We start from the raw sequence: 26,265 nt of genomic DNA on the forward strand, positions 1-26,265 counted from the left end.
GGCGATGACCGACGACGAATCCGGCCCCACCGAGTGGGGCGAGCACCCCAACGGGGTGGGACCGTGGGAGACCGAGCACGACGGCCCGCCGCCGGCCGATCCCCGCTACGACCCCGAGTTGCTCGCGCTCGGTGATCGGCGCAACGTGGTGGACGCGTACCGGTACTGGACTCGGGAGGCGATCGTCGCGGACATCGACGGCAGGCGGCACCCGTTCCACGTCGCGATCGAGAACTTCGGGCACGACTCGAACATCGGCACCGTGGTCCGCACAGCCAACGCCTTCGCCGCGGCGTCGGTGCACATCGTCGGCAGGCGGCGCTGGAATCGACGCGGCGCCATGGTGACCGACCGCTATCAGCACATCGTCCACCATCCGGATGTGGAGACGCTGCTCGAATACGCCGCCAGGGGCAACCTGGCCGTGGTGGCCGTGGACAACACGCCCGGCTCGGTGCCGCTGGAGACGGCGAGCCTGCCGCGTGAGTGCATCCTGCTGTTCGGGCAGGAGGGGCCGGGCGTCACGGACCACGCGAAACGGTCCGCGGAGATGACCGTGTCGATCGCCCAATTCGGGTCCACCCGGAGCATCAATGCGGGGGTGGCGGCGGGGATCGCGATGCACGCATGGATACGCCAGCACGCCGATCTGGGGCGTGCCTGGTAGCGATTCGTCACAAACATAGGCAAGATCGTTTGTTATGCAGCAACAGTGGGCGGAGCGCGCCGACGCGGCCGAGGGAGCGATGGTCGCCCGGCACGTGCGTCGGCTGTGGGCCCTGCCCGGCACGGCGCTCGGCGTGGTGGCCTGGCCGCCGGTGCGCCGCGAACGAGTCTTCTTCAGCTGGCACTACTGGTGGCAGGCGCACCTCCTCGACTGCGCCGTGGATGCGGCCCAGCGTGACCCGACCGCCAAGCGTCGCCGTCGCATCACGAAAATTGCGCGGGCACATCGTGTTCGAAACATCACCGGATGGACGAACAACTACTACGACGACATGGCCTGGCTCGGCATCGCGCTCGAGCGCGCGCAGCGACTGCAGCACCTCGACTACCGGAATGCCATCCAGGACCTCGAATCCGAGCTCTTCGACGCGTGGGCGCCCGCCGAGGGCGGCGGCATCCCGTGGTGCAAGAGGTCCGACTTCTACAACACGCCCGCGAACGGGCCCGCGGCGATCATGCTCGCCCGCACCGGTCGGCTGTGGCGGGCACAGGCCATCGCGGATTGGATGGACGAAAAGCTCCGGGACCCGTTCACCGGTCTGATGTTCGACGGCATCCGGGCCGACGGCGCGGACTCGCCCGGCGTACTCGACCGCGAGATCTACAGCTACTGCCAGGGCGTCGCGCTGGGGACGGAGACCGAACTGGCGGTTCGGCTCGGGGCGCCCCGGCACCGGCACCGGGTGCACGCGCTGGTCGAGGCGATCGACAAGCGGCTCGCCGAGGACGGCCTGATCGTCGGCGGCGGGGGTGGCGACGGCGGACTGTTCAACGGGATCCTCGCGCGCTACCTGGCGATGGTCGCGGCGGAGCTGCCGGGGGATCGCGCGGCGGACGTGCGGGCCCGCCGGACGGCGGCGCAGATCGTGCTGGACTCCGCGGAGGTCGCGTGGGAGAACCGTCTCCAGGTCGAGGGGCTGCCGCTGTTCGGGCGGGACTGGACCAGCCCGGCTCACCTGCCAGGACTCGGCGACGGGATCGCCACCTTCACCGGCGGCACCGTGCGGTCGTCCGACATCGCCGAGCGGGATTTCTCGGTGCAACTCGGTGGCTGGATGCTGATGGAGGCCGCGTACGTCGCGGCGGGCGCGATCTAGCCACGGCGCGGTCGCGGTCAGCCCCCGGCCCTGATCACGGTGGTGACGGCGTCGATGAGCGCGAGATGGGTGAACGCCTGGGGGAAGTTGCCCAGGTGCCTGCCGCTGGAGGCCTCGATCTCCTCGGCGTAGAGGTCGAGCGGGCTGGCGAACGAGAGCAGCTTCTCGCACAGCATCGTCGCCCGGTCCACCTCGCCGATCAGCGCGAGGGCGGACACCAGCCAGAACGAGCAGATCGTGAAGGTGCCCTCCTCGCCCGACAGTCCGTCGTCGGTCTCCTCGGTCCGGTAGCGCAGCACGAGCCCGTCGGCGGTCAGTTCGTCGGCGATCGCCAGTACCGTCGCGCGAACCCGATCGTCGTCTGGGGGAAGGAAACCCATGATCGGGATCAGCAGCGCCGCGGCGTCGAGCGCGGTCGTCCCGTAGTGCTGGACGAACACCCCGCGGTCGTCGACCCCGTTCGCGCAGACATCGGCGTGGATCTCGTCCGCGGCCTTCCGCCACTTGTCCGCGAGCTCGTCCGCCCCGCGGTCCGCGGCCATGGTGGCGCCGCGGTCGGCGGCCACCCAGCACATGACCTTCGACGCGGTGAAGTGCCGGGGTTCGCCGCGGATCTCCCAGATGCCCCGGTCGGGCTCGTGGTAGACGTCGACCGCGCTGTCGACCAGGCCGGTGACCAGCGCCCACGCCGGCGGCCCGAGTTGGCTGGCATAGCGGACATGCGTCGCGACCGACTCGATGAGCATTCCCCACATGTCGTGCTGGCGTTGATCCCAGGCGCCGTTGCCGACCCGGACGGGGCGGGCACCGTCGTAGCCGGACAGATGGTCGAGGGTGTGCTCGGTGAGATCACGTTCGCCGTCGATGCCGTACATGATCTGCAGCGGGCCGCCCGCGACCGCGTCGATGAGGAACGCGAAGTACTCGAACGCCACCCAGTCGTAGCCGAGCTCGAACAGGGCTCGGAGCATGAAGGCGGAGTCCCGCACCCAGGTGTAGCGGTAGTCCCAGTTGCGTTCGCCCCCCGGCGTTTCCGGCAGCGAGGTGGTCGCGGCCGCGAGCAGGGCCCCGGTGGGGGCGTAGGTCAGGCCCTTGAGCGTCAGGGCGCTGCGCTCGACGTACGGACGCCAGCGGTGGTCGGGGAGAGTCGCCTTGCGGAGCCAGTCGCGCCACATCTGGTCGGTGCCGTCGATGTGTCCGACGGCCTCCTCGAGGCTCGCGACGGATTGCCCGTTCCAGCCGAGCGCGACGAAAGCGGTGTCGCCGGCCTGTAGTTCGGTCCTCGCGCCTGCCCGCGACGCTCCGAAGGTGAACCGGACGTTGCCCGTCAGCGTCAGCGCGAGGTCGCCCGCGGCGCAGGTGGCGCTCTGGTAGCCGTCGCCGGTGTAGGACCACGCGCCGGTGGTCTGCCCGTAATCGAAGAGCGGGATGCAGTTGACGGTGATCTCGACGCTGCCCTCGATGCACGTGGCGGTCCGCACCAGCATGTCCTGGGCCACGAAATCCGCGGGCGGACGGCGATACTCGGCCGGCCGTGCGGTCCCGTGCCACGGACCCATCACCAGCGCGTCGCGCACCACCAACCAGCCGGTCGGCAGGCACCAGGTCGTCTCGAGGACCATCGATCCCGGCAAGTAGCGACGCTGGGAGGGCACCTGGGAGTGCGTCGGACCCAGCTGGAAGAACCCCGCCGACCGGTCCAGAAGCGCGCCGAACACGCTCGGTGAGTCGGGTCGGGGGACACACAGCCACTCCACAGCGCCGTTCGGTGCGACCAGGGCCGACGTCTGACAGTCGGACAGGAAGGCATAGTCGGCGATAGGAGGAAATTCGGACATGACGGCCGTCCTTCGCGTCGCCCGGTAGAGCGCCTGTCCTGTGAAGATAACGCGCGGCTGCGCCGCCCGTGCGCGATTTGTACCCCAACCGGTGCAAATCGCGCACGGGCGCGTAGCGCTAATCGACGGTGTAGTCCTCGGGCGGTTTCGCCATCTCCTGCCGGTAGTGCCGGACGCCGAGCACGGTGCCGACGACCAGGGCCACCACCATGACCCCGAGCACCACGGGCATCAGCCACGGCACGCGCTCGAGGAACTCGCCCGCGTAGAAGCCGATCAGCAGCAGCACCGGCGCCCAGGCGAGGGCGCCGAGGCTGCTGGCCACGGTGTACGAGCGGTGGTTCATGGAGGCCGCGCCCGCGACCAGCGGGCACAGGGTGCGCACGAAGGGAATCCAGCGCGCCACCAGCACCGAGAGGAAGCCGTGCCGGTCCAGCAGGACGTTCACCTTGTGCAGGTTCGCGGCCGTCACGTAGCGGCCGCCGCGGCGCGCCACCAGGTGGTGACCGGTCCGGCTGCCGATCCGGTAGCCGACCTGATTACCGGCGATGGCGGCGACGGCGGCGCCTGCGGACAGCGCCCACACATGGGCGGACCCGGACGAATGGCCCGCCAGCACGATGCCGGCGGTGATGAGCAGCGAGTCGCCGGGCAGGAACAGCCCGATGATGACGGCGCACTCGAGGAAGACGAAGGTCAGGACGATCAGCCACACCACCGCCGGCCCGGCGGTTTCAAGTGGCGCAAAACTGCCGGCGGCGAGCGTCATCGGCCTACGGCGTCGGGTCGTCTTGGGTCACGGGGGCCTCCGCCACCGGCACGGGGTTGCGACGCGAGGCCAGGACACGCTTGCCGATCTCGACGATGATCGGGACCACCGACACGAACACGATCAGCAGGAAGATCAGGTCGACGTTGTCGCGGATGAACGCGATCTGCCCGAGCAGGTAGCCGAGCAGTGTCACGCCTGCGCCCCAGACGATGCCGCCGACGATGTTGTAGGTGATGAACACCGAGTACTTCATCTTCGATGCGCCGGCGACGAGGGGGGCGAAGGTGCGCACGATCGGAACGAATCGAGCCAGGAAGATCGTGATCGGACCGTGCTTCTCGAAGAAGGCGTGCGACTCGTCGATGTAGCTCTTCTTGAAGAACTTGGCGTCGTTCGACTTGAACAGTGCCGAGCCGCCCTTCGCACCGATGAGGTAGCCGACCTGGTCGCCGAGGATCGCGGCGATCGGGATGGTCACCATCAGCACCCACAGCGGAGCGAACGGCTCCACCTCGGTCGACTTCGAGGCCGCGATCAGGCCCGCGGTGAAGAGCAGTGAATCGCCGGGCAGCAGGGGAAAGAGAAGGCCGGACTCGATGAACACCACCAGCAGCAGACCGACGAGCATCCACGTCCCGAAGGAGTTCAATAGGTTGACCGGGTCCAGGAAGCCCGGCAACAACGCCAAATTGGTCACGGACTCCGAGGCTGCCTGCACAATCACTCGGACCAGAGTACCGGCGATCAGGGTGCGCCTGCCCGCCCGCGCCCCGCGGCTGGGTGCGGACCGAGTGGACGCCCGGCGCGGCGGTCGCAATCGTGAGGGTCGGAAGTGCGGGGACCTGCGGCGGCGTTTGCCATACTGCATGTATCAACCCGGCGCTCCGTCAGAAGTGGACGCGCCCCCTCGACTCTTTCAATGGAGGTCAGTTCCGTGCCGATCGCAACTCCCGAGGTCTACGCCGAGATGCTCGGTCGGGCCAAGGAACACTCCTTTGCCTTCCCCGCCATCAACTGCACCTCCTCCGAGACCATCAACGCGGCCATCAAGGGCTTCGCGGACGCAGGCAGTGACGGCATCATCCAGTTCTCGACCGGCGGCGCGGAGTTCGGCTCCGGTCTCGGCATCAAGGACATGGTCACCGGCTCCGTCGCCCTCGCCGAGTTCGCGCACGTCATCGCCGCGAAGTACGACGTGACCATCGCGCTGCACACGGATCACTGCCCCAAGGACAAGCTGGACGGCTTCGTCCGCCCGCTGCTCGCCATTTCCCAGGAGCGCGTCAACGCCGGTCAGAACCCGCTGTTCCAGTCGCACATGTGGGACGGCTCGGCCATCGCGATCGACGAGAACCTGGCCATTGCGCAGGATCTGCTCAAGCTCTGCAAGGCCGCGAACATCATCCTCGAGGTGGAGATCGGCGTCGTCGGCGGCGAAGAGGACGGCGTCGAGGCCGAGATCAACGACAAGCTGTACACCTCCAGCGAGGACTTCGAGAAGACCGTCGACGCGCTCGGCGTCGGCGAGAACGGCAAGTACCTGCTGGCCGCCACCTTCGGCAACGTGCACGGCGTCTACAAGCCGGGCAACGTCAAGCTCAAGCCCGCCGTGCTGGAGGAGGGCCAGAAGGTCGCGGCCGCGAAGCTCGGCCTGGCCGCAGGCTCGCAGCCGTTCGACTTCGTCTTCCATGGCGGCTCGGGCTCGCTGAAGTCGGAGATCGAGGACTCGCTGAACTTCGGCGTCGTCAAGATGAACGTCGACACCGACACCCAGTACGCGTTCACCCGGCCGATCGCCGGTCACCTGTTCGCCAACTACGACGGCGTCCTCAAGATCGACGGCGAGGTCGGCAACAAGAAGGTCTACGACCCGCGCAGCTACCTGAAGAAGGCGGAGGCCGGCATGACCGCCCGCGTCGTCGAGGCCTGCAACGACCTCAAGTCCGCCGGACGGTCCGTCTCCGGCAGCTAGTTCTTTCACCGCGAACGGGCGGTTATCGGGTCGGCCTCTCGGTCGTTGCCCCGGTAACCGCCCGTTCGTCGTTTGCAGCCCCGAGCCTTATTTTGAGTGACTCAGAATAACTGTTAGTCTGGTGGCATGGCGGAGCAATCGGACACCCGGGAGGCGTGGGCTGCCGCGCTGCGTGCGCACGGCCGGAGGGTGACCAAGCAGCGGCTGGCCGTTCTGGCCGCCGTCGAACGTCATCCGCATTCCGCGGCCGAGAGCATCCTTGCCGCGGCGAGGGACGAACTTCCCGAGCTGACCGCGCAATCGGTCTATGTGGTGCTCGGCGATCTCGCCGATCTGCAGATGCTGCGCAGGTTCGAGCCCCCGCACTCTCCGGCCCTGTACGAAACGCGGGTGGGAGACAACCACCACCACGCCGTCTGCAGCGATTGCGGGCGGGTGGAGGACATCGATTGCGCGATCGGATCCGCGCCGTGCCTCACCCCGCGCTGGGATGAGAACTCCCGGCCCATGGCGATCGTGATCGCCGAGGTGATGTACCAGGGCATCTGCCAGGAGTGTCAGCGGGTCCGAGACCTTCCGACCGAACGCGACTGACCGAGTAGTCAACGAATGAGGAGAAAGATGACCGTGAACAGTTCCGTGCCGATCTCGACCACGCAGTCGGGTGCCCCCGTCGCATCCGACGCACACTCGCAGGCCGTCGGTGCCGACGGCGCCATCGTCCTCACGGACCACTACCTGGTGGAAAAGCTCGCCCAGTTCAACCGCGAGCGTGTCCCGGAGCGGGTCGTGCACGCCAAGGGCGGCGGCGCCTTCGGCACCTTCACCACCTCCGAGGACGTCTCCGGGTACACCAAGGCGGCCCTGTTCCAGCCGGGAACCGAGACGGACCTGCTCATCCGTTTCTCCTCGGTGGCAGGCGAGAACGGGTCCCCGGACACGTGGCGCGATCCCCGCGGCTTCGCCGTGAAGTTCTACACCTCCGAGGGCAACTACGACCTCGTGGGCAACAACACGCCGGTGTTCTTCATCCGCGACGGCATCAAGTTCCCGGACTTCATCCACTCGCAGAAGCGTCTCCCGGGCACCCACCTGCGTGATGCCGACATGCAGTGGGACTTCTGGACCCTGTCCCCGGAGTCCGCGCACCAGGTCACCTGGCTCATGGGCGACCGCGGCCTGCCCGCTTCCTGGCGGGAAATGCAGGGCTACGGCTCGCACACGTACCAGTGGATCAATGCCGAGGGCGAGCGCTTCTGGGTCAAGTACCACTTCCGCTCGAACCAGGGCGTCAAGAACATGTCCGGGGACCAGGCCGAGGAACTGGCCGGTTCGGATGCGGACTTCTACATCCGCGACCTGCAGGAGAACATCGCCGCAGGCAACTTCCCATCCTGGGACCTGCACGTCCAGGTGATGCCCTATGAGGACGCCAAGACCTACCGCTTCAATCCGTTCGACCTGACCAAGGTGTGGCCCCATGCCGACTACCCGCTGATCAAGGTGGGCACGATGGAGCTGAACAAGAACCCGGAGAACTATTTCGCGCAGATCGAACAGGCGACCTTTGCGCCGTCGAACTTCGTGCCTGGCATCGCCGCCTCCCCGGACAAGATGCTGCAGGCCCGCATCTTCTCCTATGCGGACGCGCACCGTTACCGCGTGGGCACCAACCATGCTCAGCTCCCGGTGAACCTGCCCAGGAACCGGGTCGACAACTACAGCCAGGACGGCGCGGGACGGCTCCGCTTCAACGATCCGTCGGTGCCGGTGTACGCGCCCAACTCCTTCGGCGGCCCGGCTGCGGCCCTGCCGGCAGTCGCCGGAGGCGGCTGGGAGAACGACGGTGAGCTGACGCTCGCCGCCCACTCGCTGCACTCCGAGGACGGCGACTTCGTCCAGGCCGGCTCGCTGTACCGCGACGTGTATGACGACGACGCCAAGGCGCGGCTGCTGGACACCATCACCGGCGCGGTTGGCGGCGTCACGAACGCCGGGATCAAGGAACGCGCCATCGCGTATTGGGCCAACGTGGATGCCGAACTCGGTGCGAAGCTGCGCGCCAACCTGGGCTGAAATGGATTGCCGGATCGGTTGATTGCCGCAATCGGCTGACCCCAGTCAGCAACAGAAACACCCCGCCACGGGTTCGCCGCGGCGGGGTGTCTTCTGGTTTCGGGGGTTCCTGTGTCAGCAGACCTTCCAGGAGTCGCCGTCGCGCTGCAGGTTGAACGAGCGGGCCGAGCTCTCGTTCGGGTTCGCTCCGGTGTGGACGGTCGCCTGGGCGATCGCCGCGTCGTCGGTGATGGAGACCGTGTCGATGCTCTCGACGACCGGGATCGACCTCTGGTCGACGGCCACGCGGTACACATCGGCGAACTCGGCATCGGGGATCTGCGCGTAGTAGGCCGCCAGCTCGCCGCACGAGATGGTGCGCAGGGTCGGCAGGTCGCCGCTTTCGATCGCGTCGACGAAGGTGTTGATCGCGGACTTCACCTGATCTTCCGACGAGTTCCCGCTGACCTTCGAGGTGAACAGGTAGGCCCCGCCCGCCGCGACGGCGAGCACGGCGCCAACGGCGACGACGATCGGCCACCGCTTCTTGCCCGTTGCGGCGGCATCGGAGGCGGGGATCTTCGCGGGAGCCGCGACCGGAGGGGCCGGTCGCGGCGACGCGGGAGCGTGCGCAGTTCCCGCGGGCCGAGCGGTCGGCGCGGGCCGGCCGGGACCGACCTTGGCGGGCGCGGCCTTCGGTCGCGAGACCTGGGTCGGCGGCACCACGGCTGCGGGCCGCGCGGGTGGCGGCGTGACCCTCGGGAGGGCGACGGTCGCGTCCTCGGCCGTCTGCTGGGGCGGGTTGGGCGTGACCTTCGGGAAGGCGACCGTGGCGTCGTCCGGAGTCGCGGGTGCGGCGCCTGCGGGCACCACCTTTCGCGGCGCGGCCGTCGGAGCCTGCGGCTTCCACCCCGTGCCCGAGCCGTTCGCCGGGACCGTGGCCGCGTGGGGTTCCTCCCTGACCAAGGCGACGGTGGCCGCATCGGGCTCGTCCCTGACCAGCGCGACGGTGGCCGCGTCGGGGTCGACGGGGTCGGTGTCGGTCTCGGTGTCGGCCTCGACCTCTGCCTCCGCCTCCGCCTCCGCCTCGACTAGGGCCTCGGCCTCTGTCGGCGTCTCCGCCTCCGCAGTCGTCTCCTCGGCCTCGCCGGTCTCCTCGGCCTCGTCGGTCTCGTCGGTCTCAGCGGCATCGTCTGCCGACTCGGCTGCGACGGTGTCCGGCGTCGCGGTGTCGGACGCGTCGACGGCGGTGTCCTCGCCGGCCTCGCGCTCCTCGTCCTGCTCGACATCGGTGTCGGGCTCGGTGGCGGACGCCTCGGGCTCGGCGGACTCCGGTGCCGCGGCCTTCGCCGCATCCTCGGTCGTCGCCGCCGCTTTTCCGTCGTCCGTCGCGTCCGTCCCGGTCGTTGATCGGTCGCTGTCGGGATCCGCGCTCTGGGCGGCAGAGTCCTTGGGGTCCGGGTTCTTGGGGTCCGACACGTCCGCCCTCTCGTTCGTCATTCCTGATCGTGACTGTGGGCAGCCTATCGACCGACCGGGGGTCGGGGCACAATGGTCGCCATGACCTCTTTCGGTGACCTGCTCGGCCCCCAGCCCACCCTGCTGCCAGGAGACGAGGACGCGGAGTCCGAACTCCTGAACAAGGCGGACCCCAAGAAGGTTGCGGCCGACCATCCGACGGCGTCCATCGCGTGGGCCTACCTGGCCGAGGCCGCACTGGCCGACGACCAGACGATCACCGCCTACGCGTACGCGCGCACCGGCTACCACCGAGGCCTCGATCAGCTGCGCCGCAACGGCTGGAAGGGCTTCGGCCCGGTGCCGTTCAGCCACGAGCCGAACCGCGGGTTCCTGCGCTGCGTCGCGGTACTGGCCAAGGCCGCCAAGGCCATCGGCGAATCCGACGAGCACGCCCGCTGCCTGGACCTGCTCGAGGATTGCGACCCCAGGGCCGCCGAAGCACTTGGCCTCGGCTAGCACTCATCTCTTCACCGCCGACCGAGGCCGCGCGCGACTGAAGGCCTCGGTCACACGGCTGCGCGGGTCCGCCCTTCCCGTCCTGCAGTGTGCGCTGGCGGCCGGACTCGCCTGGTGGATCGCCAATGACCTGATCCACCACCCGGATCCGTTCTTCGCGCCCATCGCGGCCGTCGTCTCGTTGGGGCTCTCCCTCGGGGCGCGGCTGCGCCGGTCGATCGAGCTGCTCGCGGGCGTCACGGTCGGCATCGGGATCGGCGACCTGTTGATCTCGCAGATCGGCACCGGGGCATGGCAGATCGTCCTCGTGGTGATGCTGGCGATGTCGACGGCGATCTTCCTCGACGGCGGGCCGATCATCTCCATGCAGGCAGCCACCTCCGCGGTCCTCGTCGCCACGCTCATCCCGCCCGAACGCGGCGGCGGGCCCGACCGGATGATCGACGCCCTCATCGGCGGAATGGTCGGGATCCTCGTCGTCGCGTTCGTGCCGACCCACCCGGTGTTGCGGGCCCGACAGAACGCCGCCGCGATCCTCGGCACCGCGGGGGAGGTGCTGCAGCTGGTGGCGGACGGGCTGATCGCGAACGACCCGGAACCGATCCTCAAGGCGCTCCACAAGGCCCGCGACACCCAGTCCGCGATCGACGGGCTCCGGTCCAGCCTGGTCGGTGGCCGGGAGATCAGCCGGGTGTCGCCGCTGTATTGGAACTCTCGCGAGCGGCTCGAGCGGCTGAGCGCCACCGCGGATCCGATCGACAACGCGATGCGAAACATCCGGGTGCTCGCGCGGCGCTCGCTGACACTGGTCCGCGACGACGAGATCCTCGATCCGCGGCTCGTGGACGAGGTGGAGAAGCTCGCTCAGGCGCTGGATGTGCTGCGCCGGATGATGCTCGCCGATCCAGGGCAGAAGCCCGATCGGGCGGACGCGGCGCGGGTCCTGCGCTCGGTGGCGTACGGGGCGAAGGCCGAACTGGTGGAGAACGCGGGGCTGTCCGCGACCGTGGTCTTCGCGCAGATCCGCTCGCTGACCGTCGACCTGCTGCAGGTGGCGGGGTTGAAGAGGATTTCGGCCATCGCCACGCTGCCGCCGACCGTCGAACGTCCCTTCTACCCGCCGGAGCAGTAGGCGCTGCGCGCCCGTGCGCCCTTTTGGTAGTTGGCGCTACCAAAAGCGCGCACAGGCGGCGTAGCCACATATGCGTATATATGCATATGATGGACGCGAACCGCACGAAGGGGAGCGTCATGGGAGTTGGGCACGGGCACAGCCACGGAGCTGAGCCGACCGCAGCAGGGCCGTCGTCGGGGCGCATCCGCAGGATGGTGATCGCGCTCGTCATCCTGCTCGCGTTCCTCGGGCTCGAGGTCGCGGTCGGCCTGGCGATCAACTCGCTCGCCCTGCTCGCGGACGCCGGACACATGCTCACCGACGTGGTCGGCATGTCGATGGGGCTGGTGGCGCTGCTGCTCGCCAGGCAGGGCTCCAAGGCGGCCGCGCGCACCTTCGGCTGGCACCGCGCCGAGGTGCTGACCGCGATGGCGAACGCGGTGCTGCTGCTCGCCGTCGCGATCTGGGTGATGTACGAGGCGATCGGGCGGATCGGAGACGCCCCCGAGGTCCCCGGCCTGCCGCTGATGCTGACCGCGGCCGCCGGGCTCGCCGCCAACATCGTGGTCATGCTGATGCTGCGCGCCGACGCCAAGGGTTCCATCGCGGTCCGCGGCGCCTACCTCGAGGTGCTCGCGGACGCCGTCGGCAGCGTCGGCGTCCTGATCGCCGGTGCCGTCGTGCTGGTCTTCAACTGGCCGTACGCCGACATCGTGGTGGGCGTCCTGATCTCGCTGTGGGTGGTACCCCGCGCCGTCAAGCTCGCGGGCGCCGCGCTGCGCATTCTCACCCAGGCCTCGCCCGCGCACATCGACATCGACGCAGTCGAGGCGGATCTGCTTGCGCTGCCCGGGGTTTCCGACGTGCACGATCTGCATGTGTGGACGCTGACCACGGGCATGGACGTCGCGACCGTGCACCTGACCACCGAGGCGGATTCGAGGCAGGTGCTCGGCGCCGCGAAGACGGTGCTCGACGCGTACGGGCTCGGCCACGCGACCGTGCAGGTCGAGTCCGGCGCCGAGGGCAGTCACTGCCAGGAGAACATCACCTGGTGACGCGGGTGACCTCCGCTCCTGGTCGCCACAGGTCGACGTGCAACTTGTCGTCGGCCACCGTCGTCAGCACCGCCTCCTCGAGGTCGAGTTCGAACACCTCCGCGTCGCGGACCTGCTCGGGATAGTGCGCGATCACCCGCGCCAGTTCGTCTCCGGTCAGTTGTCGGACTCGGCCGGTGAGCTTGGCGTCGCCGCCGTCCATCGTGTGGTGGCCGGGGTTGGAGTGCAGTGCGAAGCGCGGATCGCGTTGCAGGTCACGGACCTTGCGCGCGCCGGGCATCGAGCCGAGGAGCAGCAGGCCCTCGTAGATCTCCACCTCGGTGCCGCTGACCCGCGGTGAGCCGTCCGCGCGGAGGGTCGCGAGAATGTGGTGCTTGTGCGCGGTCAGTCGGGCCTCGACTGCCGCTGCCAGGGTCGGGGCCTCGTCGGTGAACTGCTGCCAGGTCGTCATGTCGACCAGTGTGCGCCCCCATTCCTGACATCTCCTGTCAGGAATTGTTCGTAGACTCGTCCCGTGCGTTCCAGTCGACTGCTCGACCTCATGCTGCGCCTGCAGGGCGGTCCAGGCAGCACCGCGGACCGGCTGGCCGAGCAGCTCGGCGTGTCGGTCCGCACCGTGTATCGGGACGTCGCGGCGCTGCAGGCGGCCGGGGTGCCGCTGTACACCGAGAGCGGGCCCGGCGGCGGCATCCGGCTGCTCGACGGCTGGCAGTCCAAGCTCAGCGGCATGACGGAGATCGAGACGTCCGCGCTGATGCTGCTCGGAATCCCCGGGCTCGCCGACGATCTGGGATTGGGCGAGCAGACCGCCGCCGCGGAGGCCAAACTCCTTGGTGCCATGCCGCTTCCGCTGCGAGCGGGTGCCGAGCTCTGGCGTCGGCGTCTGCATGTGGACGCGCCGGGGTGGTTCGGGGCGGAGACGGAGACCCCGCATCTGGCGACCGTGGCGCGGGCCGTGCTTGACGGCCGACGGCTGTGGTTTCGCTACCGCAGGGGCGGCCGAGAGGCGGCGCGCACGGTGGATCCGCTCGGCCTGGTAGCCAAGGCCGGGGTCTGGTATCTGGTCGCCCGGCACCGCGGGGCGACGCTGTCCTTCCGGGTGTCGCGGATCGTCGCCGTCGAGGAGCTGCGCGACCCGGCCGAGCGGCCCGACGACTTCGACCTGGCCGCGTGGTGGGCCGAGTCGGCCGCCGAATTCGACCGGTCGCTGCTGCGCTACCCGTGCCGGGTGCGGCTCTCGCGCGCGGCGTGGCGCTCGCTGCCGTCCGTGATCGGGGTGGAGGCGGCCAGGGTGTCGCCCGGGCCGGCGGACCGGGACGGCTGGGTGGAGGTGGCGCTCCTGCTCGAGGCGGAAGACGTTGCGGTGCACCAGCTGACCGCCCTTGGCGCCGGGGTGGAGGTGCTGGCGCCCGCGTCGTTGCGCGCCGGGTTGCGGGCGGTGGGGGAGGCGATGGCGGGGCGAAACGCGGGTGATCCGACGGGTGGCGGTGTGGCGCTACCCGTGGGGTAGGTAGCCGGTGAGAAACGCCCGGACGCCGTCCGTCACGATCTCGCGCAGGTCGGCGTCGTCGAGCGGCGCGACGCCGCCGAAGGTGCGCTCGGACACCTCCGAGCCGATCAGCACCACGAAGTGGTGGGCCGCGCGCGCGGGTTTGGCGACGCGCAGGCGCCCCTCTGCCTGCAACTGCTCCAGTCGTTTCGCCAGCTCGCGGTGCACCCGTCGCGGGCCTGCCTCCTGCCACGCCTGCAGCGAGGCCGCCGGGAAGTGGGCCGCCTCGGAATTGATCTGACGGACCATCGCGAAGTGATCGGCGAACTGTTCGCGCACGGTGCTGGTGACCCAGTCGTATCCGAGCGCGACCAGCGCGGCCTCCAGGTCGGTGACGTCGTCGAGGTGCCTGCTCACCATGGCGGTCTGGGCCGCCGCGACCTCGGATGCGCTGCCCGTCAGGGTCTCGGTGAACAGCGCTTCCTTGCCCCCGAAGTGGTTGTACAGCGTCCGAGTGGACGCACCGGCCTCGGCGGCGATCACGTCGATGCTCGCGCGGGCGTAGCCGTCGCGTCCGAACACCTTTCGTGCCGCCTGGAGGATCGCGTTGCGCTTCTCGGTGGAGCCGCCGCGCGGTCGCGAGCCCGTGGTGTCCGGCCTGTCTGCGCTGGTCATGGCCCCGACCCTACCCGATATGCAACGACCGTTGCACAAAGTGCAACGGTCGTTGTACTTTGATGCCATGACCACAACGATCACCCCGGACGGGCGCGGCGACGTCACTGTTTCGGCGACCGGGTACGTCACCCTTGCGGCCGTTCTCCTCGGTTCGCTGATCGGGCCGATGCTGATGTCCGGGACCACGATCGCCCTGCCTGCCATGGGGGCGGACCTGGACGCGTCCGGCGGGGCGCTGCAATGGGTCGTCACCGGGTACTTCCTCGCGGCCGCCTGCTGCATGCTCGTCGCCGGCTCGCTGGCGGACCAGCTCGGCCGACGTCGGGTGCTCCGGATCGGGGCGATGGTCTACGTCGTCGGAACCGCCGCCGTCGCGGCGGCGCCGAACATCTGGGTCGTCGACGTCGCGCGGACGGTCTCCGGCATCGGCGCCGCCGGAATCATCGCGGCGGGCGGTGCGCTGCTCGCCGCGAGCTTCGACGGACCGGCGAGGACACGGGCGTTCGCGGCCGTGGGCACGGTCGCGGGAACCGGTCTCGCGATCGGGCCGACCGTTGCGGGCCTGCTGGTCAGCGGCATGGGTTGGCGGGCAACCTTCCTCGTCTTCGCCGTCCTCGGCTCCTTGATCCTCCTCGGCACGGCCTTCACCGAAGAGTCACGGTCGGACACGCCCGTGCGCATCGACTGGCCGGGGGCGATCACCCTCATCGCGGGCCTCGGGCTCGTCATGCTCGCCATCACGCAACTCCCCGCCGCGACCTCGATGAACCCCGTAATCCTGGGGCAACTCGCCGCAGGCGTGGCGCTGCTCGCGGCATTCGCCGCGATCGAGAAGCGCGCGACACACCCCCTGCTCGACCTCGATCTGTTGCGGGACAGGCGCTTCGCCGGGTGGTGCCTGTCCTGCGCCACCCTGGCGCTCGGGTCCACCGCCGTCCTCGTCACCCTGCCGACCTACCTGCAGGGCGTCAACGGTCTCTCGCCTGGTCGCGCCGGTGCCGTCATGCTGATGCTCACCGTGCCGGTGGTCGCCTTCCCCTCTCTGGGGGCCCGGCTGGTCAACGGGGGAGTGCCGCCCCGCATCGTGATCGCGGCCGCGCTGGCCGCCCTGTCCCTTGGTAACGCCTGGCTGCTGGTGCTGCACCCGGGTGTCTCCGCGGTGGCGCTCTTCGGGCCCCTAGTCACCATCGGTGCGGGCACTGGGCTGGCCATCGGCATCATCGACGCGCGGGCCATGGAGCTGGTGTCCCCGAACCGGGTCGGAATGGCCGCGGGTCTTCTCAACACCGTGCGCGGTGGATCGAATGCGATGCTCCTCGCGCTGTTCGGCGCCGTGATGGTCGCTCTGCTCCGTGTGGAGATCGGCGATAACACGGTGGCGCAGCGGGTTTCGTCCGGCGAACTCGACGGACCAGACTCCGCGGTCCTCGCCGACTCCCTCACGACGGTGTGGCGGATCGCGCTCGTCGCCATCGCGACGCTCTGCGCCGCCTCCGCGGCCGCCGTCGCAGTCCTGCTCCGCCCCACCCCTTCCGTCCCACACAAGGAGAACTGATCATGACCACTCGTCCCCTTCGCCTCGTTGTCATCACCGGAAGCACCCGTGACGGCCGCTTCGGTCCCACCGTCACGACGTGGTTCGCCGACCTGGCCGGGTCGGTCGCCGGGATGGACCTCGACGTCGTCGACCTCGCCGACATCGAACTTCCCGCGGTGCACCCGAACTGGGGAGCCGCCCCCACACCCGCGCTCGCGCACCTGGGGGCGCGACTCGACGCAGCGGACGCGTTCGTCATCGTCACGCCCGAGTACAACCACAGCTTTCCCTCCGCGCTGAAGCACGCCATCGACCTGTTTCGCGACGAATGGCGCGCCAAGCCAGTCGGATTCGTCTCGTACGGCGGTCAGGGTGGCGGACTGCGCGCGGTCGAGCAGCTGCGCCTGGTGTTCGCCGAGCTCCACGCGGTCAGCGTGCGGGACAGCGTCAGCTTCCACGGCGCCGGGTCCGTGTTCGACGAGGGGAGGCCAGTCGACCCGACGATCTGCGACTCCGCCGCCGCGAACATGCTCGAACAGCTCGAGTGGTGGGGATCGGCCCTCCGCTCGGCGCGCGAGGCGCGCCCGTACGCCGAGGCCGCCTGAGAAGCGCTGCCGCGGCGGCGACGTGGGACCGAGATGGGCCGGTGGAGCGGCTGACGCGTCAGAGCATCCGGCGGACCCGGTCGAGCGCCTTGGCCCGGCGCACCGACACCCGCGTCCACAGTGCCTGCTGGATCGCCAGCGTTGCCCAGCCGGCCAACGCCATGCCGGACAGGTTCAGCAGCAACTGCAAGGTACTGCCCCAGATCTCGTGACCGGCCCCGAATGCCAGGGCCAGACCCACGTTTCCCGCCGCGGGCACCGTCGTCACAGAGATGAACACACCGGACAACCCGGCGATCTTCGACGAGGTCAGCGACAGCACGCCTGCGGCGGCCGCGATCACCGCGACGATGAACGACCACTTGTCGGGGGTGTAGATGAAGGCGGTGCCAGGGCGCGGCCCGGTCACGTCGTCGATCGTCACCCATCCGAGCCCCCGGCCGACCAGCGCGAGGATCGCGGTCACCGCGATCGCGACCACGAACCCGACGACGAGGGTGCGGACCGCGAGCGCGAGCAGCACCCACCGGCGTCGCACCAGCGCGACCCCGAGCGCGGCGATCGCCCCGAACTCCGGCCCGAGCACCATGGCACCGATCACCAGGATCTGCGAGTCGGTGATGATTGCGATCCCGGCCAGCAGGGTGGCCAGGGTCATGAAGGTCAGATAGGTCCAGTTGAGCTCGGTCTCCTCGTAGGAACGTTGCGCGACCTGCGCCCACACGACGGAGTCCGCGCTGCTGCCCGGGGTGCGCAGTTCGGCGTCGTATCCGCTGCGCGAGAGCCACGTGTTCACCGGTTCGATCTCGATGCTGCCGCGGTGGTGCAGGCCGGTGGCCCGCAGCCGGTCGATCACGTCGTTGGCCGCTTCCCGGGCGACGTCGGCGTACACGACGTCGCCTGCCGGGCGCACCGCGGCGCCCCGCATCACCGCGAGGCCGCTGACGCCCGGTTCGTCGTCGAGAATCCGGAGGGCGTCGTCGGTCAGGTCGCTCGGCGCCAGGATCCGCAGATGAAGCATGTGGACAGTCTGCCGGGCGGTGGACGCAAGCCGTGGGATGCGCGATCACAAAACGGTTTACGCCGCGGCGAAGCGGTGGTTACCATCGCCGCCATGGCAACCCCTCATCCCCACGTGTATTTCGGTGACCGGATCGTCGACGCCGCGGAGGCGACGCTCGGGGTCGCCACCTCGGCGGTGCTCTACGGACTGAGCGTGTACACGGTGTTCCCGGTGCAGGTCGACGGCGATCGCCGCACCGCGTTCCGGCTGCGCGACCACTTCCAGCGGATGGTCGAGTCCTGCAAGATCATCGGGATGGACCGGTTCGCCGACGAATGGGATTTCGACCGATTCGTCTCGGTGGCAACCGAACTCGTCGCCGCGAACGCACCAACCGAGGACGTGTTCGTCCGGGCAACGGTGCATGTGGACGAGTCGATCGCAGGCACCCGGGTGCGCGGCTGCCACACCACTGTCAGCATGTTCGTCTACGACGCGGTGCCGATCGTCCCGCAGGACGGCATGCGCCTGAAGACCAGCACCTGGCGCCGCATCCCGGACGACGCGATCCCGTCCCGGGCCAAGGTCAACGGGGCCTACGTGAACTCGGTCCTCGCCAAGCAGGACGCCATCGACGCGGGCTACGACGACGCGATCTTCCTCGATGGCAACGGTCACGTCTGCGAGCTCAGCGCCGCCAACATCTTCCTGGTCCGGAACGGCACCCTGATCACCCCCGACGTGTCCTGCGACATCCTCGACGGCATCAACCGCCGCACCCTGCTCACCCTCGCCGCGGAGGACGGCATCCCGGTCGTCGAGCGCACCGTCGACCTGACCGAGCTGTACATCGCCGACGAGGTGTTCGCGACGGGGACGTCCGCAGGCGTCGCTCCTGTGATCGAGGTGGACGGCCGGGTGGTCGGCGACGGGCAGCCCGGCCCGATCGGTCAGGCGCTGCGCAAGCGGCACGCGGCCGCGTTGCGCAACGACGACCTGCACGGCTGGGTCACGGAGCTCTAGGCGCCTGCGGCGGAGCCGCTCACTGCCTGACGGCGGTCAGCAGCAGGTACTCCCACTCCATGGTTCCGTCGCCCCGGTCGTGCCGTCGGCCCAGCTCGGCCAGCTCGCGGTCCAGGGCCTGCACTCGTTCGGGGTCGTCGGCGATCGCTCGGTAGACCGCGATCGTCGGGCCGTAGCAGGCCTTGAAAAAGTCGCGGAACTGCTCGGCGGTGTCGAAGCAATCGACGATCAGCCGCTCGCGGCGGGCCACGACCTCGGTAACCCGGTCGCCGAGCAGGGCGCGCACATGATCCTCGCTGCCCCACAGCGGCGGCGGCTGCGCGCCGGGCGGCGGCGGGGGAGCGTACGGCTTCATGGTCCTGAACATCTGGCCGATGAAGCCCTCGGGCGTCCAGCTGATCAGGCCGAGCGTGCCTCCCGGCCGCAGGACGCGGACCAGCTCGTCCGCACTGGCCTGGTGATGGGGCGCGAACATCACGCCGACGCACGAGATCACGGCGTCGAATTCGGCGTCCGCGAACGGCAGTGCCTCGGCGTCGGCCTCGCGCCACTCCAAGGTCAGGCCAAGCGACTCGGCCTGTCGGCGGCCGGACTCGAGCAGTTCGGGGGTCAGGTCCGAGGCGACGACCTCGGCCCCGATCCGGGCGGCGGGGATGGACGCGTTGCCGGAGCCGGCCGCGACGTCGAGGACGCGGTCACCTTCCTTGATCCCGCAGGCCTCGACCAGGGTCGGGCCGAGGGCCGGGATGACGTCGGCGGCGACCGACGCGTAGTCGCCCAGTGCCCACATGGCCCGGTGCTTGGCCTTGATGTCGGGTGCGGCGTTCGTACTCGTGCTCATGGCGGATCTCCCAGGGGGTCGGTGTCACAGTTGTTGGTCCTTCCAGGGTCGATCCGTTCGGGCGCGCGCTCCAGTCCCAGATGTGTACTGCCCGCGGTTCACGATCTGTACTGGCGGTTGCGGCGGCCGAGGCGTGTACTGATCCGGGGGCACGCGAGGAGGAACCCGTGTCGGCATACGGCCAGTTCTGCCCGGTGGCGAAGGCCATGGAGCTGCTCGACGAGCGCTGGACCATGCTCGTGGTTCGTGAGCTGCTGTCCGGCAGCACCCACTTCAACGACCTGCGACGGGGCAACCCCAAGATGTCGCCCGCGCTGCTGTCCAAGCGGCTGCGGACCCTCGAACGCGCAGGCGTGGTCCTCCGCACAGTCGACGACGGTCGGAGCAGCTACACGCTCACCCCCTGCGGCGAGGAGCTCGGCGGGGTGGTCGAGGCGCTCGGCGCGTGGGGCGTGCGCTGGATCGGTCAGCTCGGCGACGAGGACCTGGACCCGCACCTGCTGATGTGGGACATGCGCCGGACGGTGCCGATCGGGCGATGGCCGCGCGGCCGCACGGTGGTCGCCTTCGAATTCGACGACGTCGCCGCCCGCGCGGGGCGGTGGTGGCTCTACGTGTCGGGCGACGAGGCCGACGTCTGCGACTACGACCCCGGCTTCGAGGTGACCGCGACCGTCGCCACCACCCTGCGCACCCTCATCGAAATCTGGCGCGGGGACCGATCGTGGGAGCAGGCGCAGACGGCCGGCCTGGTCACCATCTCCGGGCCGAGCGCGGTGACCAGGGATGTGCCCGGCTGGCTGGGGCAGATGAATCTCGCGGCGACCGCCCGACCGGTCTGAGGTCAAGAGACGGCACGTGCGTCCAGCGCCGTCGCCATCTGTCCAATGCACTGGACAGATGGCCGGTGACCATGCCATGCTGCGGCGGTGCAAGATCATTCTTTTCGGGTGGACGTGTCCGGTGAGGCCGTCCGGCTTGCTCGCGAGCGGGCCGAGATCGCCGATTCCACGTGCAGGAGCGTGATCGCCGATGCGATCGCTGTCATGCGCGCCGAAGGATTGAGTGACCGAAAGATTGCCGCAGAACTCGACGTCAGCAAGTCGTCCATCCGGGCTATGGCGAGCGGTCCCGAGATCGACGACAAGTCGGTCGGTGGGCAGGTCGAGACCCTCAGGTACGGCGTGTGGGCGGATGTTGCGGGTATGGCCGGTCAACATTTCATCATCGAAGACGACCAGCTACTGAGCCATGAGCGAATGGTCCTGCACGGCATCGACATGGAGCTTCGCTCCTCGACCGATCTTGCTGACACGGCCGCTCGCGAGTATCAGCAGGTGACGACCGGCCAGCGGGTCCTTATCTACTCGCAGGAGCGGTGGAAGGGGCGTCCCGATCCCGACTCCGAGGATGGCTGGGACCGACGGGGCCGCTACCTCATCGAGCGTTGCCCGGGGCTGGAGGAGGGGCGGTGCGCGGAACGCCACACACCGTTTCCGCTGAGCGAGCTCGGCCTGAGGGATGGCGATGACCTCTTCGGGACAGGCTGGCCCGTGCGGCGACCGACCGCACATCAGGTGTGGAAGCTGCTCACCGCGGCAATCGAAGAAACCTACGAGATCTTCGATCCCTCCTACCCAGAACTCGAGCGGCGACGGCGGCCGGGAACCGCGCCGCGCTACCAGGCGAGACCCGATGCAGACGCACCGGCGCCCGATTCTCGAACGCGCAGAGCCACGCGAAATCGATAGCGGCGCAAGCACTCCTGTGTGCGCTATCGCTCGAACAACCCGACCCGGCGGAACCGGTCCATATCAAGGAGAAGGAGCCAAGACATGGCGACACAGGAAGAACTCGTTTCGGGAATCGCCGAGATCATCGAGGAGGTCACCGGTATCGAGCCATCCGAGGTGACCATCGATAAGTCGTTCGTCGACGATCTCGACATCGACTCGCTCTCCATGGTGGAGATCGCGGTCCAGACCGAGGACAAGTATGGCGTGAAGATCCCCGACGAGGATCTCGCCGGACTGCGCACCGTCGGCGATGCGGTCGACTACATCCAGAAGCTGGCAGCGGAGAACCCCGAAGCCGCTGAGGCCATCCAGGCAAAGGTCGGCGACATTCCGGGAACGGATTAGGCCCACCCGGCCCTGTCCGATTCTTGATCAACACCCTGGCACCGGCACCGCTTCCTGCGCAGGAAGGTGTCGGTGTCGCGGTCTAGGCTGGGCACATCGGAGTTCCCGCCTGGGGAGGTGCGCGATGTCGGAAACCACGTTTCCTCGTGATCTGCTGACCATCGAGCAGTGGGACGCGCTCGAGGAGCGGGCGGAGCGTCACCTGGAACTCGTCGAGGGGGTTCCGATCATGACTCCGAGTCCGCGACCGTTGCATCAGCGAATCGGGATGCGGCTCGGACGGCTACTGTCCGACAGACTGCCTGATCGACTCGAGGTCCTGCACGAGGTGGAAATCGCCATCGATCTCCGGTTCCCGCCGACGGTCCGGGTACCCGACCTCGTGGTGGTCCCGGCAGCGGTCGTCGACGCCAATCCGGTCCGCATCACCGCCTCTGACGTGGCCCTGGCCGTCGAGATCGTGTCGCCCGGCTCGCGCCGGACGGACCACGTCATGAAGCGGTATGAATACGAGCAGGCCGGCATCCCACATTTCTGGATCGTCGACCTCGACGCCGCCGGGGACGCGCGATTCCTCGCCCTCCGGCTCGTCGACGGCCGCTACGAGGCGCAGCACGTGCTGCACGGCGACACCGTGCGTGTCGACGAGCCGGTGGCGCTGGAGTTCGCCGTCAGCTCCCTGTCGTCGCGCTGAGGATCCGGCGGAGCTGACGGGCCTGTCCTGCGAGTTCGCCTGTCGCGGTACGTAGTTCGGATTCGTCGACGCAGAGGTCTTCGGTCGCCCACGCGGTGCGGTGCCGCAGTCGGTACCAGCGCGAGGCGGGTGCGCCCGGCGGGAAGTGGGCGCTGAACTCGATGGTCGGGATGGGCTCGGGAGTGGTGCGGGTGGCGTACAGGCCGGGCGGCAGGGCGTCGAGCAGCACTGCGGCGCTCTCCTGTGGGGTGAAGTCGATGTCGGCGGTCAGTCGGATCCAGACGTCGAATTCCGGTACCTCGCCGCCCGCGAAGGGACGCGCCGAGTTGATCGGCCGGATGTCGAGGTACTGGGAGAACGGCACGAAGTCGACCGGGATCTCCAGTGCCGGGAGCGATTCCGGGTCCGGTGGGGCCGCCGCGTCGGCCGGCGGCCAGGTCGTGGTGGTGCCAGGCGAGCGAGCCAGCCGGACCAGGGCGGTGGCGCTGCCCGCGATTGACGACCGGGCGCTCGCCGAGCGTCCGGCGTGCTCGACGTCCACGTCGACTCGGAAGTCGCCCGGCCGAACCGGGGCGTACAGGTGCGCGGACACGGCGGTCGGGGTGGCATCCAGCTCGACGGCCGCCGCGTGCAGCAGCGTCGCGACGACGAGTCCGCCGTGGATGCCGCCGAATCCGCGCCAGGAGTCGTCGAAGGTCGTCGGAAACGCGGTGTTCGTGGTGGTGGTCATCGCAGGGCCTCCGCAGGCGCGGTGGTGGGGGCGGGGTGAACGGGCGGGCGCGCGGTGATGCCGAGAGCCGCCCCGGCGGCGAGCACCGAGACGATGGCAACCATGCACCACGTCTGCGTGAAAACATCTCGGGCGGAGTCGAAGCCGACGGGCGAGCCGACGATGGCGATCAGGGCGCTCACGCCGAGGACCGCGCCGATCTGCCGCTGCATGCTCACCACCGCGCTGCCCGTCGCGGCCCGGTCCTGCGGCAGCGAGGCGGTCGCGGCGGACAGCGTGGTGGGCATCGCGAGGCCGACGCCGACACCCGCAACCAGCCAGCCCGGCAGGATCGCACCTGCGTAGGCGGGCTCGGCGCCCACCGAGGTCAGGATGAGTACCGCGCCTGCGCCCCACAGCAGGCAGCCGGCGGCGGCGATCCGGCCGGCGTCGATCCGGGTCGCCAGGCGCTGGGCGACGACAGCGAACACGGGGACCATGAGCGGGCCAGGGGCGATCGCGAGCCCGGTGCGCAGCGCCGAGTAGCCCCAGACGGTCTGCATCCAGAGGATGACGGCGAGCAGCCCGGCTGCGAAGGCGAGACTGAACAAGAGCATCGCCGCGTTGGACCAGGCGTAGCTGCGCACCCGGAGCATGGCGGGCTCGAGAATCGGGCTGTCGCTGCGGGCGTCGCGGAATCGGAACGCGATCGCCGCCGCGACCGCGGTGCCGAGGCAGGCGAGCGTCCCGGCGGAGGTCCAGCCCCAGTCCGGGGCCCGGACGAGCCCGAGTGCGAGCGCGCCGATCGCTGCGGCAAGCAGGGCGGCGGCCGGGATGTCGGGGTGATCGGCATGCCGGTCGCGGGACTCGGGGATCGCGCGGGCGGCGAGCACCAGGAACGCGAGGCCGATCGGGACGTTGATCAGGAAAACCCAGCGCCAGGACGCTGCCACCAGCAGGCCGCCGAGCACGGGCCCCGCAGCGGAGGCGAGGGCGCCGACCGCCGCCCAGATCTGGACCGATGCGGAACGCCGCTCGGCGGGCAGAACGGTAAGGATCAACGCCAGGCTCGCGGGGGTGAGCAGGGCGGCGCCGACGGCCTGGGCGCCGCGGAACCCCACCAGCCACCACAGGTCGGGCGCGGCCGCGCATGCGGCGCTGGCTGCAACGAACAGGCCGAGCCCGATGAGGAACCCGCGGCGGCGGCCGATCCGGTCCGCCCAGCGTCCCAGGGGGATGAGCAGGGCGGCGTAGAGGATCGCGTAGGCGTTGAGAACCCAGCTGAGGTCGCTCAGGCCGTGTCCGGCGAACTCGGCGCGGATCTCGTCGAAGGCGACGTTGACGACGAACAGGTCGAGGTTGGCCAGGAAGCTGGCGCCGCAGAGGGCGACGAGGACGGGCCAGGGGTGGACCTGTCGCGATAGCTGACTATTGAGTTCCATAGTCAGCACGCTAAGGGCTGACTATGGTTTGCGCAAGCCAGAGTAGGATCGGGGTCATGGGAGCGATTCATCTGGAAGGGGTGCTGGCCGACCGGGGCGCCTGGCGGGCCACCCGATGCTCGATCGGCAAGGCGATGGAGGTCATCGGCACCCGGTCGGCAATACTCATCATGCGCGAGGCTTATTACGGCACAACGCGATTCGACGACTTTGCGGCACGCGTCGGGATCACTGAGGCGGTCGCTGCGGCACGGCTGCGCGAGCTCGCCGCCGCCGGGCTGCTCGAGCGCAGCCCCTATCGCGAGCCCGGGCAGCGGACCCGGCACGAGTACCTGCTCACCGAGATGGGCCGCGACCTGCTGCCCGCCGTGCTGGCGCTGATGCAGTGGGGCGACAAGTACCTGCAGGGCGGCAGGGGCGGACCGCTGGCACTGGTCGAGGACGGCACCGGCGACCCGGTCCGGGTGGAGGTGCGCAGCAATGCGGGGCGCGAGCTCGAGCTCGAGGACCTGCGGGTCCGCGCCTCCGAATCCGCGCTCCGCGCCATCGGGCGGTCACATGAGCGGGATCCGGCCTGACCGCAGCGGAGCTGCCTACAGCCAGAAGCGGGCAGTGGGGACTTCGGAAGCCGTAGAGGCGATCCGGACGCAGATCGCTGCGGTGCCCGGATCGCCGATATCTAGAACACTGAATCGGGTTGGACTATCAGCGTGCCGCGCCCTTGATGAACAGTGCCACGAGCTTCGAGGGCAGCTCCTCATCGTCGGGCGCCAGGTCGGTTCCCCTCGCAAGGTGCAGGAAGGCGTTGGTCAGGAAGCCGGAGCTGTCCTGGGCCAGCTCCCCGGCCGCGATGGCGTCGCGCATGACCTGCTCGACCGGGTCGAGGAGTTTGGTGACGTACTCGCGCGATATCTCGCTCCGGATGGTCTCGTCGACGAGTGGCAGGGCGTCGAAGATCCGCTGATCGAAGGTGACCTGCGCGCCTGTCGGATCGGCCACCGCCCGGACGATCCGCTCGAGCCGATCGGCGAGCCCCCTGCCGCTCGCATCGAGTGCGGATGCCAGATTCGTGTGTCGCTGGCTGATGAAATCCGTTGCCGCGGCCAGGTATAGCGCGCCCTTGCCGTCGGGGAAATGGTGGTAGAGCGACGGCTTGGTGATGCCGTTTTCCTTGGCGACCTCGACCAACGAGGTGCCCTCGTATCCACGTGATGCCAGTTGGCGGGCGAAGCTGTCGATGAGTCGTTGCTTGGTGTTCGGAGTCTTGGCCATGGCGGCTACCCTACCTACCGGTCGGGCGGTGGGTGGGACCGGGGTCGGTGGGCGGACCGCTGGCACTGGTCGAGGACGGCACCGGCAACCCGGTCCGGGTGGAGGTGCGCAGCAATGCGGGGCGCGAGCTCGAGCTCGAGGACCTGAGGGTCCGCCCGGGCGAGCGATTCCGCCGTCAGCGCCCGTGAGTCCTTCTGGCCCCCTCGCGGACCAGAAGGACTC

The 26,265-nt window shown here is 69.3% G+C and carries 29 protein-coding genes; 18 read left to right on the forward strand and 11 right to left on the reverse strand.

All coding sequences use genetic code 11. The annotated features are described in order from the left end of the window. Positions 1–4: 4 nt before the first annotated feature. Both ACFXMV_RS14420 and ACFXMV_RS14425 read left to right on the forward strand, forming a co-directional pair. Entirely contained in the window at positions 5–667 is a 663-nt protein-coding gene (locus ACFXMV_RS14420; protein WP_378500181.1) for a TrmH family RNA methyltransferase, read from the forward strand. Positions 668–701: 34 nt separating this feature from the next. Then, on the forward strand, positions 702–1,823 hold the full coding sequence (locus ACFXMV_RS14425) for a glycoside hydrolase family 76 protein (RefSeq protein WP_378500182.1): 1,122 nt from the start codon (positions 702–704) through the stop codon (positions 1,821–1,823). A 17-nt stretch (positions 1,824–1,840) separates the two neighbouring features. Here the strand turns inward: ACFXMV_RS14425 and ACFXMV_RS14430 are convergent, their stop codons facing one another. From ACFXMV_RS14430 to ACFXMV_RS14440, 3 genes are all read right to left on the reverse strand, one after another. Further along, the gene (locus ACFXMV_RS14430; protein ID WP_378500183.1) at positions 1,841–3,661 is read right to left on the reverse strand and encodes a glycoside hydrolase family 15 protein; all 1,821 of its coding nucleotides are present in this window, start codon (positions 3,659–3,661) and stop codon (positions 1,841–1,843) included. Between the two features lie 118 nt (positions 3,662–3,779). Beyond that, positions 3,780–4,430 carry a DedA family protein gene (locus tag ACFXMV_RS14435; protein WP_378500184.1) on the reverse strand — a complete coding sequence of 217 codons (651 nt, stop codon included), beginning with the start codon at positions 4,428–4,430 and terminating at the stop codon, positions 3,780–3,782. Positions 4,431–4,434: 4 nt separating this feature from the next. Next, complete coding sequence (locus ACFXMV_RS14440) at positions 4,435–5,157, reverse strand: VTT domain-containing protein (RefSeq protein WP_378503370.1); 723 nt, start codon at positions 5,155–5,157, stop codon at positions 4,435–4,437. Between the two features lie 210 nt (positions 5,158–5,367). Between ACFXMV_RS14440 and fbaA the strand changes: the two genes are divergently transcribed. The 3 genes from fbaA to ACFXMV_RS14455 all read left to right on the forward strand — a co-directional run bounded on the left by fbaA (position 5,368) and on the right by ACFXMV_RS14455 (position 8,481). Continuing rightward, a complete protein-coding gene (gene fbaA, locus ACFXMV_RS14445; RefSeq protein ID WP_378503371.1) occupies positions 5,368–6,405 on the forward strand; it encodes a class II fructose-bisphosphate aldolase in 1,038 nt (345 codons plus the stop codon). Between the two features lie 126 nt (positions 6,406–6,531). Beyond that, on the forward strand, positions 6,532–6,999 hold the full coding sequence (locus tag ACFXMV_RS14450) for a Fur family transcriptional regulator (protein WP_378503372.1): 468 nt from the start codon (positions 6,532–6,534) through the stop codon (positions 6,997–6,999). Between the two features lie 27 nt (positions 7,000–7,026). Continuing rightward, positions 7,027–8,481: a catalase gene (locus ACFXMV_RS14455; protein ID WP_378502207.1), complete on the forward strand. Its 1,455-nt coding sequence runs from the start codon at positions 7,027–7,029 to the stop codon at positions 8,479–8,481. A gap of 114 nt (positions 8,482–8,595) precedes the next feature. Here ACFXMV_RS14455 and ACFXMV_RS14460 read toward each other — a convergent pair whose 3' ends face one another. Further along, a complete protein-coding gene (locus tag ACFXMV_RS14460) occupies positions 8,596–9,960 on the reverse strand; it encodes a hypothetical protein (protein ID WP_378503373.1) in 1,365 nt (454 codons plus the stop codon). A 60-nt stretch (positions 9,961–10,020) separates the two neighbouring features. Here ACFXMV_RS14460 and ACFXMV_RS14465 point away from each other — a divergent pair, with 60 nt between their 5' ends. The 3 genes from ACFXMV_RS14465 (at position 10,021) to ACFXMV_RS14475 (ending at position 12,609) form a co-directional block, all read left to right on the forward strand. Continuing rightward, positions 10,021–10,437: a DUF3151 domain-containing protein gene (locus ACFXMV_RS14465; RefSeq protein ID WP_378501059.1), complete on the forward strand. Its 417-nt coding sequence runs from the start codon at positions 10,021–10,023 to the stop codon at positions 10,435–10,437. Between the two features lie 37 nt (positions 10,438–10,474). Then, complete coding sequence (locus tag ACFXMV_RS14470; protein ID WP_378501064.1) at positions 10,475–11,569, forward strand: aromatic acid exporter family protein; 1,095 nt, start codon at positions 10,475–10,477, stop codon at positions 11,567–11,569. 119 nt (positions 11,570–11,688) lie between these two features. Then, positions 11,689–12,609: a cation diffusion facilitator family transporter gene (locus ACFXMV_RS14475; RefSeq protein ID WP_378501060.1), complete on the forward strand. Its 921-nt coding sequence runs from the start codon at positions 11,689–11,691 to the stop codon at positions 12,607–12,609. On the opposite strand, the gene ACFXMV_RS14480 is transcribed toward ACFXMV_RS14475, so the two are convergent. After that, on the reverse strand, positions 12,599–13,060 hold the full coding sequence (locus tag ACFXMV_RS14480) for a pyridoxamine 5'-phosphate oxidase family protein (RefSeq protein WP_378501061.1): 462 nt from the start codon (positions 13,058–13,060) through the stop codon (positions 12,599–12,601). The two genes, ACFXMV_RS14475 and ACFXMV_RS14480, sit on opposite strands and share 11 nt — an antisense overlap. 63 nt (positions 13,061–13,123) lie before the next feature. On the opposite strand from ACFXMV_RS14480, the gene ACFXMV_RS14485 reads away from it, so the two are divergent. Then, positions 13,124–14,119, forward strand: a complete 996-nt coding sequence (locus tag ACFXMV_RS14485; protein ID WP_378501062.1) for a helix-turn-helix transcriptional regulator — start codon at positions 13,124–13,126, stop codon at positions 14,117–14,119. Here the strand turns inward: ACFXMV_RS14485 and ACFXMV_RS14490 are convergent. Beyond that, entirely contained in the window at positions 14,105–14,773 is a 669-nt protein-coding gene (locus ACFXMV_RS14490; protein ID WP_378501063.1) for a TetR/AcrR family transcriptional regulator, read from the reverse strand. The genes ACFXMV_RS14485 and ACFXMV_RS14490 overlap by 15 nt on opposite strands. Before the next feature lie 67 nt (positions 14,774–14,840). On the opposite strand from ACFXMV_RS14490, the gene ACFXMV_RS14495 reads away from it, so the two are divergent. Both ACFXMV_RS14495 and ACFXMV_RS14500 read left to right on the forward strand, forming a co-directional pair. Then, positions 14,841–16,331, forward strand: coding sequence for an MFS transporter (locus ACFXMV_RS14495; RefSeq protein WP_378500705.1), 1,491 nt, complete (start codon positions 14,841–14,843; stop codon positions 16,329–16,331). 2 nt (positions 16,332–16,333) lie between these two features. After that, positions 16,334–16,918, forward strand: a complete 585-nt coding sequence (locus ACFXMV_RS14500) for an NADPH-dependent FMN reductase (RefSeq protein WP_378500704.1) — start codon at positions 16,334–16,336, stop codon at positions 16,916–16,918. 58 nt (positions 16,919–16,976) lie between these two features. Here ACFXMV_RS14500 and ACFXMV_RS14505 read toward each other — a convergent pair whose 3' ends face one another. Further along, a complete protein-coding gene (locus ACFXMV_RS14505) occupies positions 16,977–17,939 on the reverse strand; it encodes a DUF389 domain-containing protein (RefSeq protein ID WP_378500703.1) in 963 nt (320 codons plus the stop codon). A gap of 93 nt (positions 17,940–18,032) precedes the next feature. On the opposite strand from ACFXMV_RS14505, the gene ACFXMV_RS14510 reads away from it, so the two are divergent. Beyond that, a complete protein-coding gene (locus tag ACFXMV_RS14510; RefSeq protein WP_378500702.1) occupies positions 18,033–18,944 on the forward strand; it encodes an aminotransferase class IV in 912 nt (303 codons plus the stop codon). Positions 18,945–18,963: 19 nt separating this feature from the next. Here the strand turns inward: ACFXMV_RS14510 and ACFXMV_RS14515 are convergent, their stop codons facing one another. After that, positions 18,964–19,785: a class I SAM-dependent methyltransferase gene (locus ACFXMV_RS14515; protein ID WP_378500701.1), complete on the reverse strand. Its 822-nt coding sequence runs from the start codon at positions 19,783–19,785 to the stop codon at positions 18,964–18,966. A 167-nt stretch (positions 19,786–19,952) separates the two neighbouring features. On the opposite strand from ACFXMV_RS14515, the gene ACFXMV_RS14520 reads away from it, so the two are divergent. From ACFXMV_RS14520 to ACFXMV_RS14535, 4 genes are all read left to right on the forward strand, one after another. After that, positions 19,953–20,627 (forward strand): winged helix-turn-helix transcriptional regulator, encoded by a 675-nt coding sequence (locus tag ACFXMV_RS14520; protein WP_378500700.1) that lies wholly within the window; start codon positions 19,953–19,955, stop codon positions 20,625–20,627. 108 nt (positions 20,628–20,735) lie between these two features. Continuing rightward, the gene (locus tag ACFXMV_RS14525) at positions 20,736–21,536 is read left to right on the forward strand and encodes a hypothetical protein (protein WP_378500699.1); all 801 of its coding nucleotides are present in this window, start codon (positions 20,736–20,738) and stop codon (positions 21,534–21,536) included. Between the two features lie 84 nt (positions 21,537–21,620). Further along, complete coding sequence (gene acpM, locus ACFXMV_RS14530) at positions 21,621–21,926, forward strand: meromycolate extension acyl carrier protein AcpM (protein WP_378503374.1); 306 nt, start codon at positions 21,621–21,623, stop codon at positions 21,924–21,926. 124 nt (positions 21,927–22,050) lie between these two features. Beyond that, positions 22,051–22,620, forward strand: coding sequence for a Uma2 family endonuclease (locus ACFXMV_RS14535; RefSeq protein ID WP_378499148.1), 570 nt, complete (start codon positions 22,051–22,053; stop codon positions 22,618–22,620). Here ACFXMV_RS14535 and ACFXMV_RS14540 read toward each other — a convergent pair. Together ACFXMV_RS14540 and ACFXMV_RS14545 are read right to left on the reverse strand one after the other, a co-directional pair. After that, the gene (locus ACFXMV_RS14540; RefSeq protein WP_378499147.1) at positions 22,598–23,350 is read right to left on the reverse strand and encodes a thioesterase family protein; all 753 of its coding nucleotides are present in this window, start codon (positions 23,348–23,350) and stop codon (positions 22,598–22,600) included. The genes ACFXMV_RS14535 and ACFXMV_RS14540 overlap by 23 nt on opposite strands. Further along, positions 23,347–24,771 (reverse strand): MFS transporter, encoded by a 1,425-nt coding sequence (locus ACFXMV_RS14545; RefSeq protein WP_378499146.1) that lies wholly within the window; start codon positions 24,769–24,771, stop codon positions 23,347–23,349. The genes ACFXMV_RS14540 and ACFXMV_RS14545 overlap by 4 nt, the downstream gene beginning before the upstream one ends. A gap of 56 nt (positions 24,772–24,827) precedes the next feature. Between ACFXMV_RS14545 and ACFXMV_RS14550 the strand changes: the two genes are divergently transcribed. Then, a complete protein-coding gene (locus ACFXMV_RS14550; protein ID WP_378499145.1) occupies positions 24,828–25,349 on the forward strand; it encodes a winged helix-turn-helix transcriptional regulator in 522 nt (173 codons plus the stop codon). Between the two features lie 127 nt (positions 25,350–25,476). Here the strand turns inward: ACFXMV_RS14550 and ACFXMV_RS14555 are convergent, their stop codons facing one another. Continuing rightward, on the reverse strand, positions 25,477–26,043 hold the full coding sequence (locus ACFXMV_RS14555; protein ID WP_378499144.1) for a TetR/AcrR family transcriptional regulator: 567 nt from the start codon (positions 26,041–26,043) through the stop codon (positions 25,477–25,479). A gap of 47 nt (positions 26,044–26,090) precedes the next feature. Between ACFXMV_RS14555 and ACFXMV_RS14560 the strand changes: the two genes are divergently transcribed. Beyond that, positions 26,091–26,231 (forward strand): hypothetical protein, encoded by a 141-nt coding sequence (locus ACFXMV_RS14560; protein ID WP_378499143.1) that lies wholly within the window; start codon positions 26,091–26,093, stop codon positions 26,229–26,231. Positions 26,232–26,265: the final 34 nt, after the last annotated feature.

This window comes from Rhodococcus sp. NPDC059179, from assembly GCF_042754885.1.
Taxonomy (GTDB): domain Bacteria; phylum Actinomycetota; class Actinomycetes; order Mycobacteriales; family Mycobacteriaceae; genus Rhodococcus_G.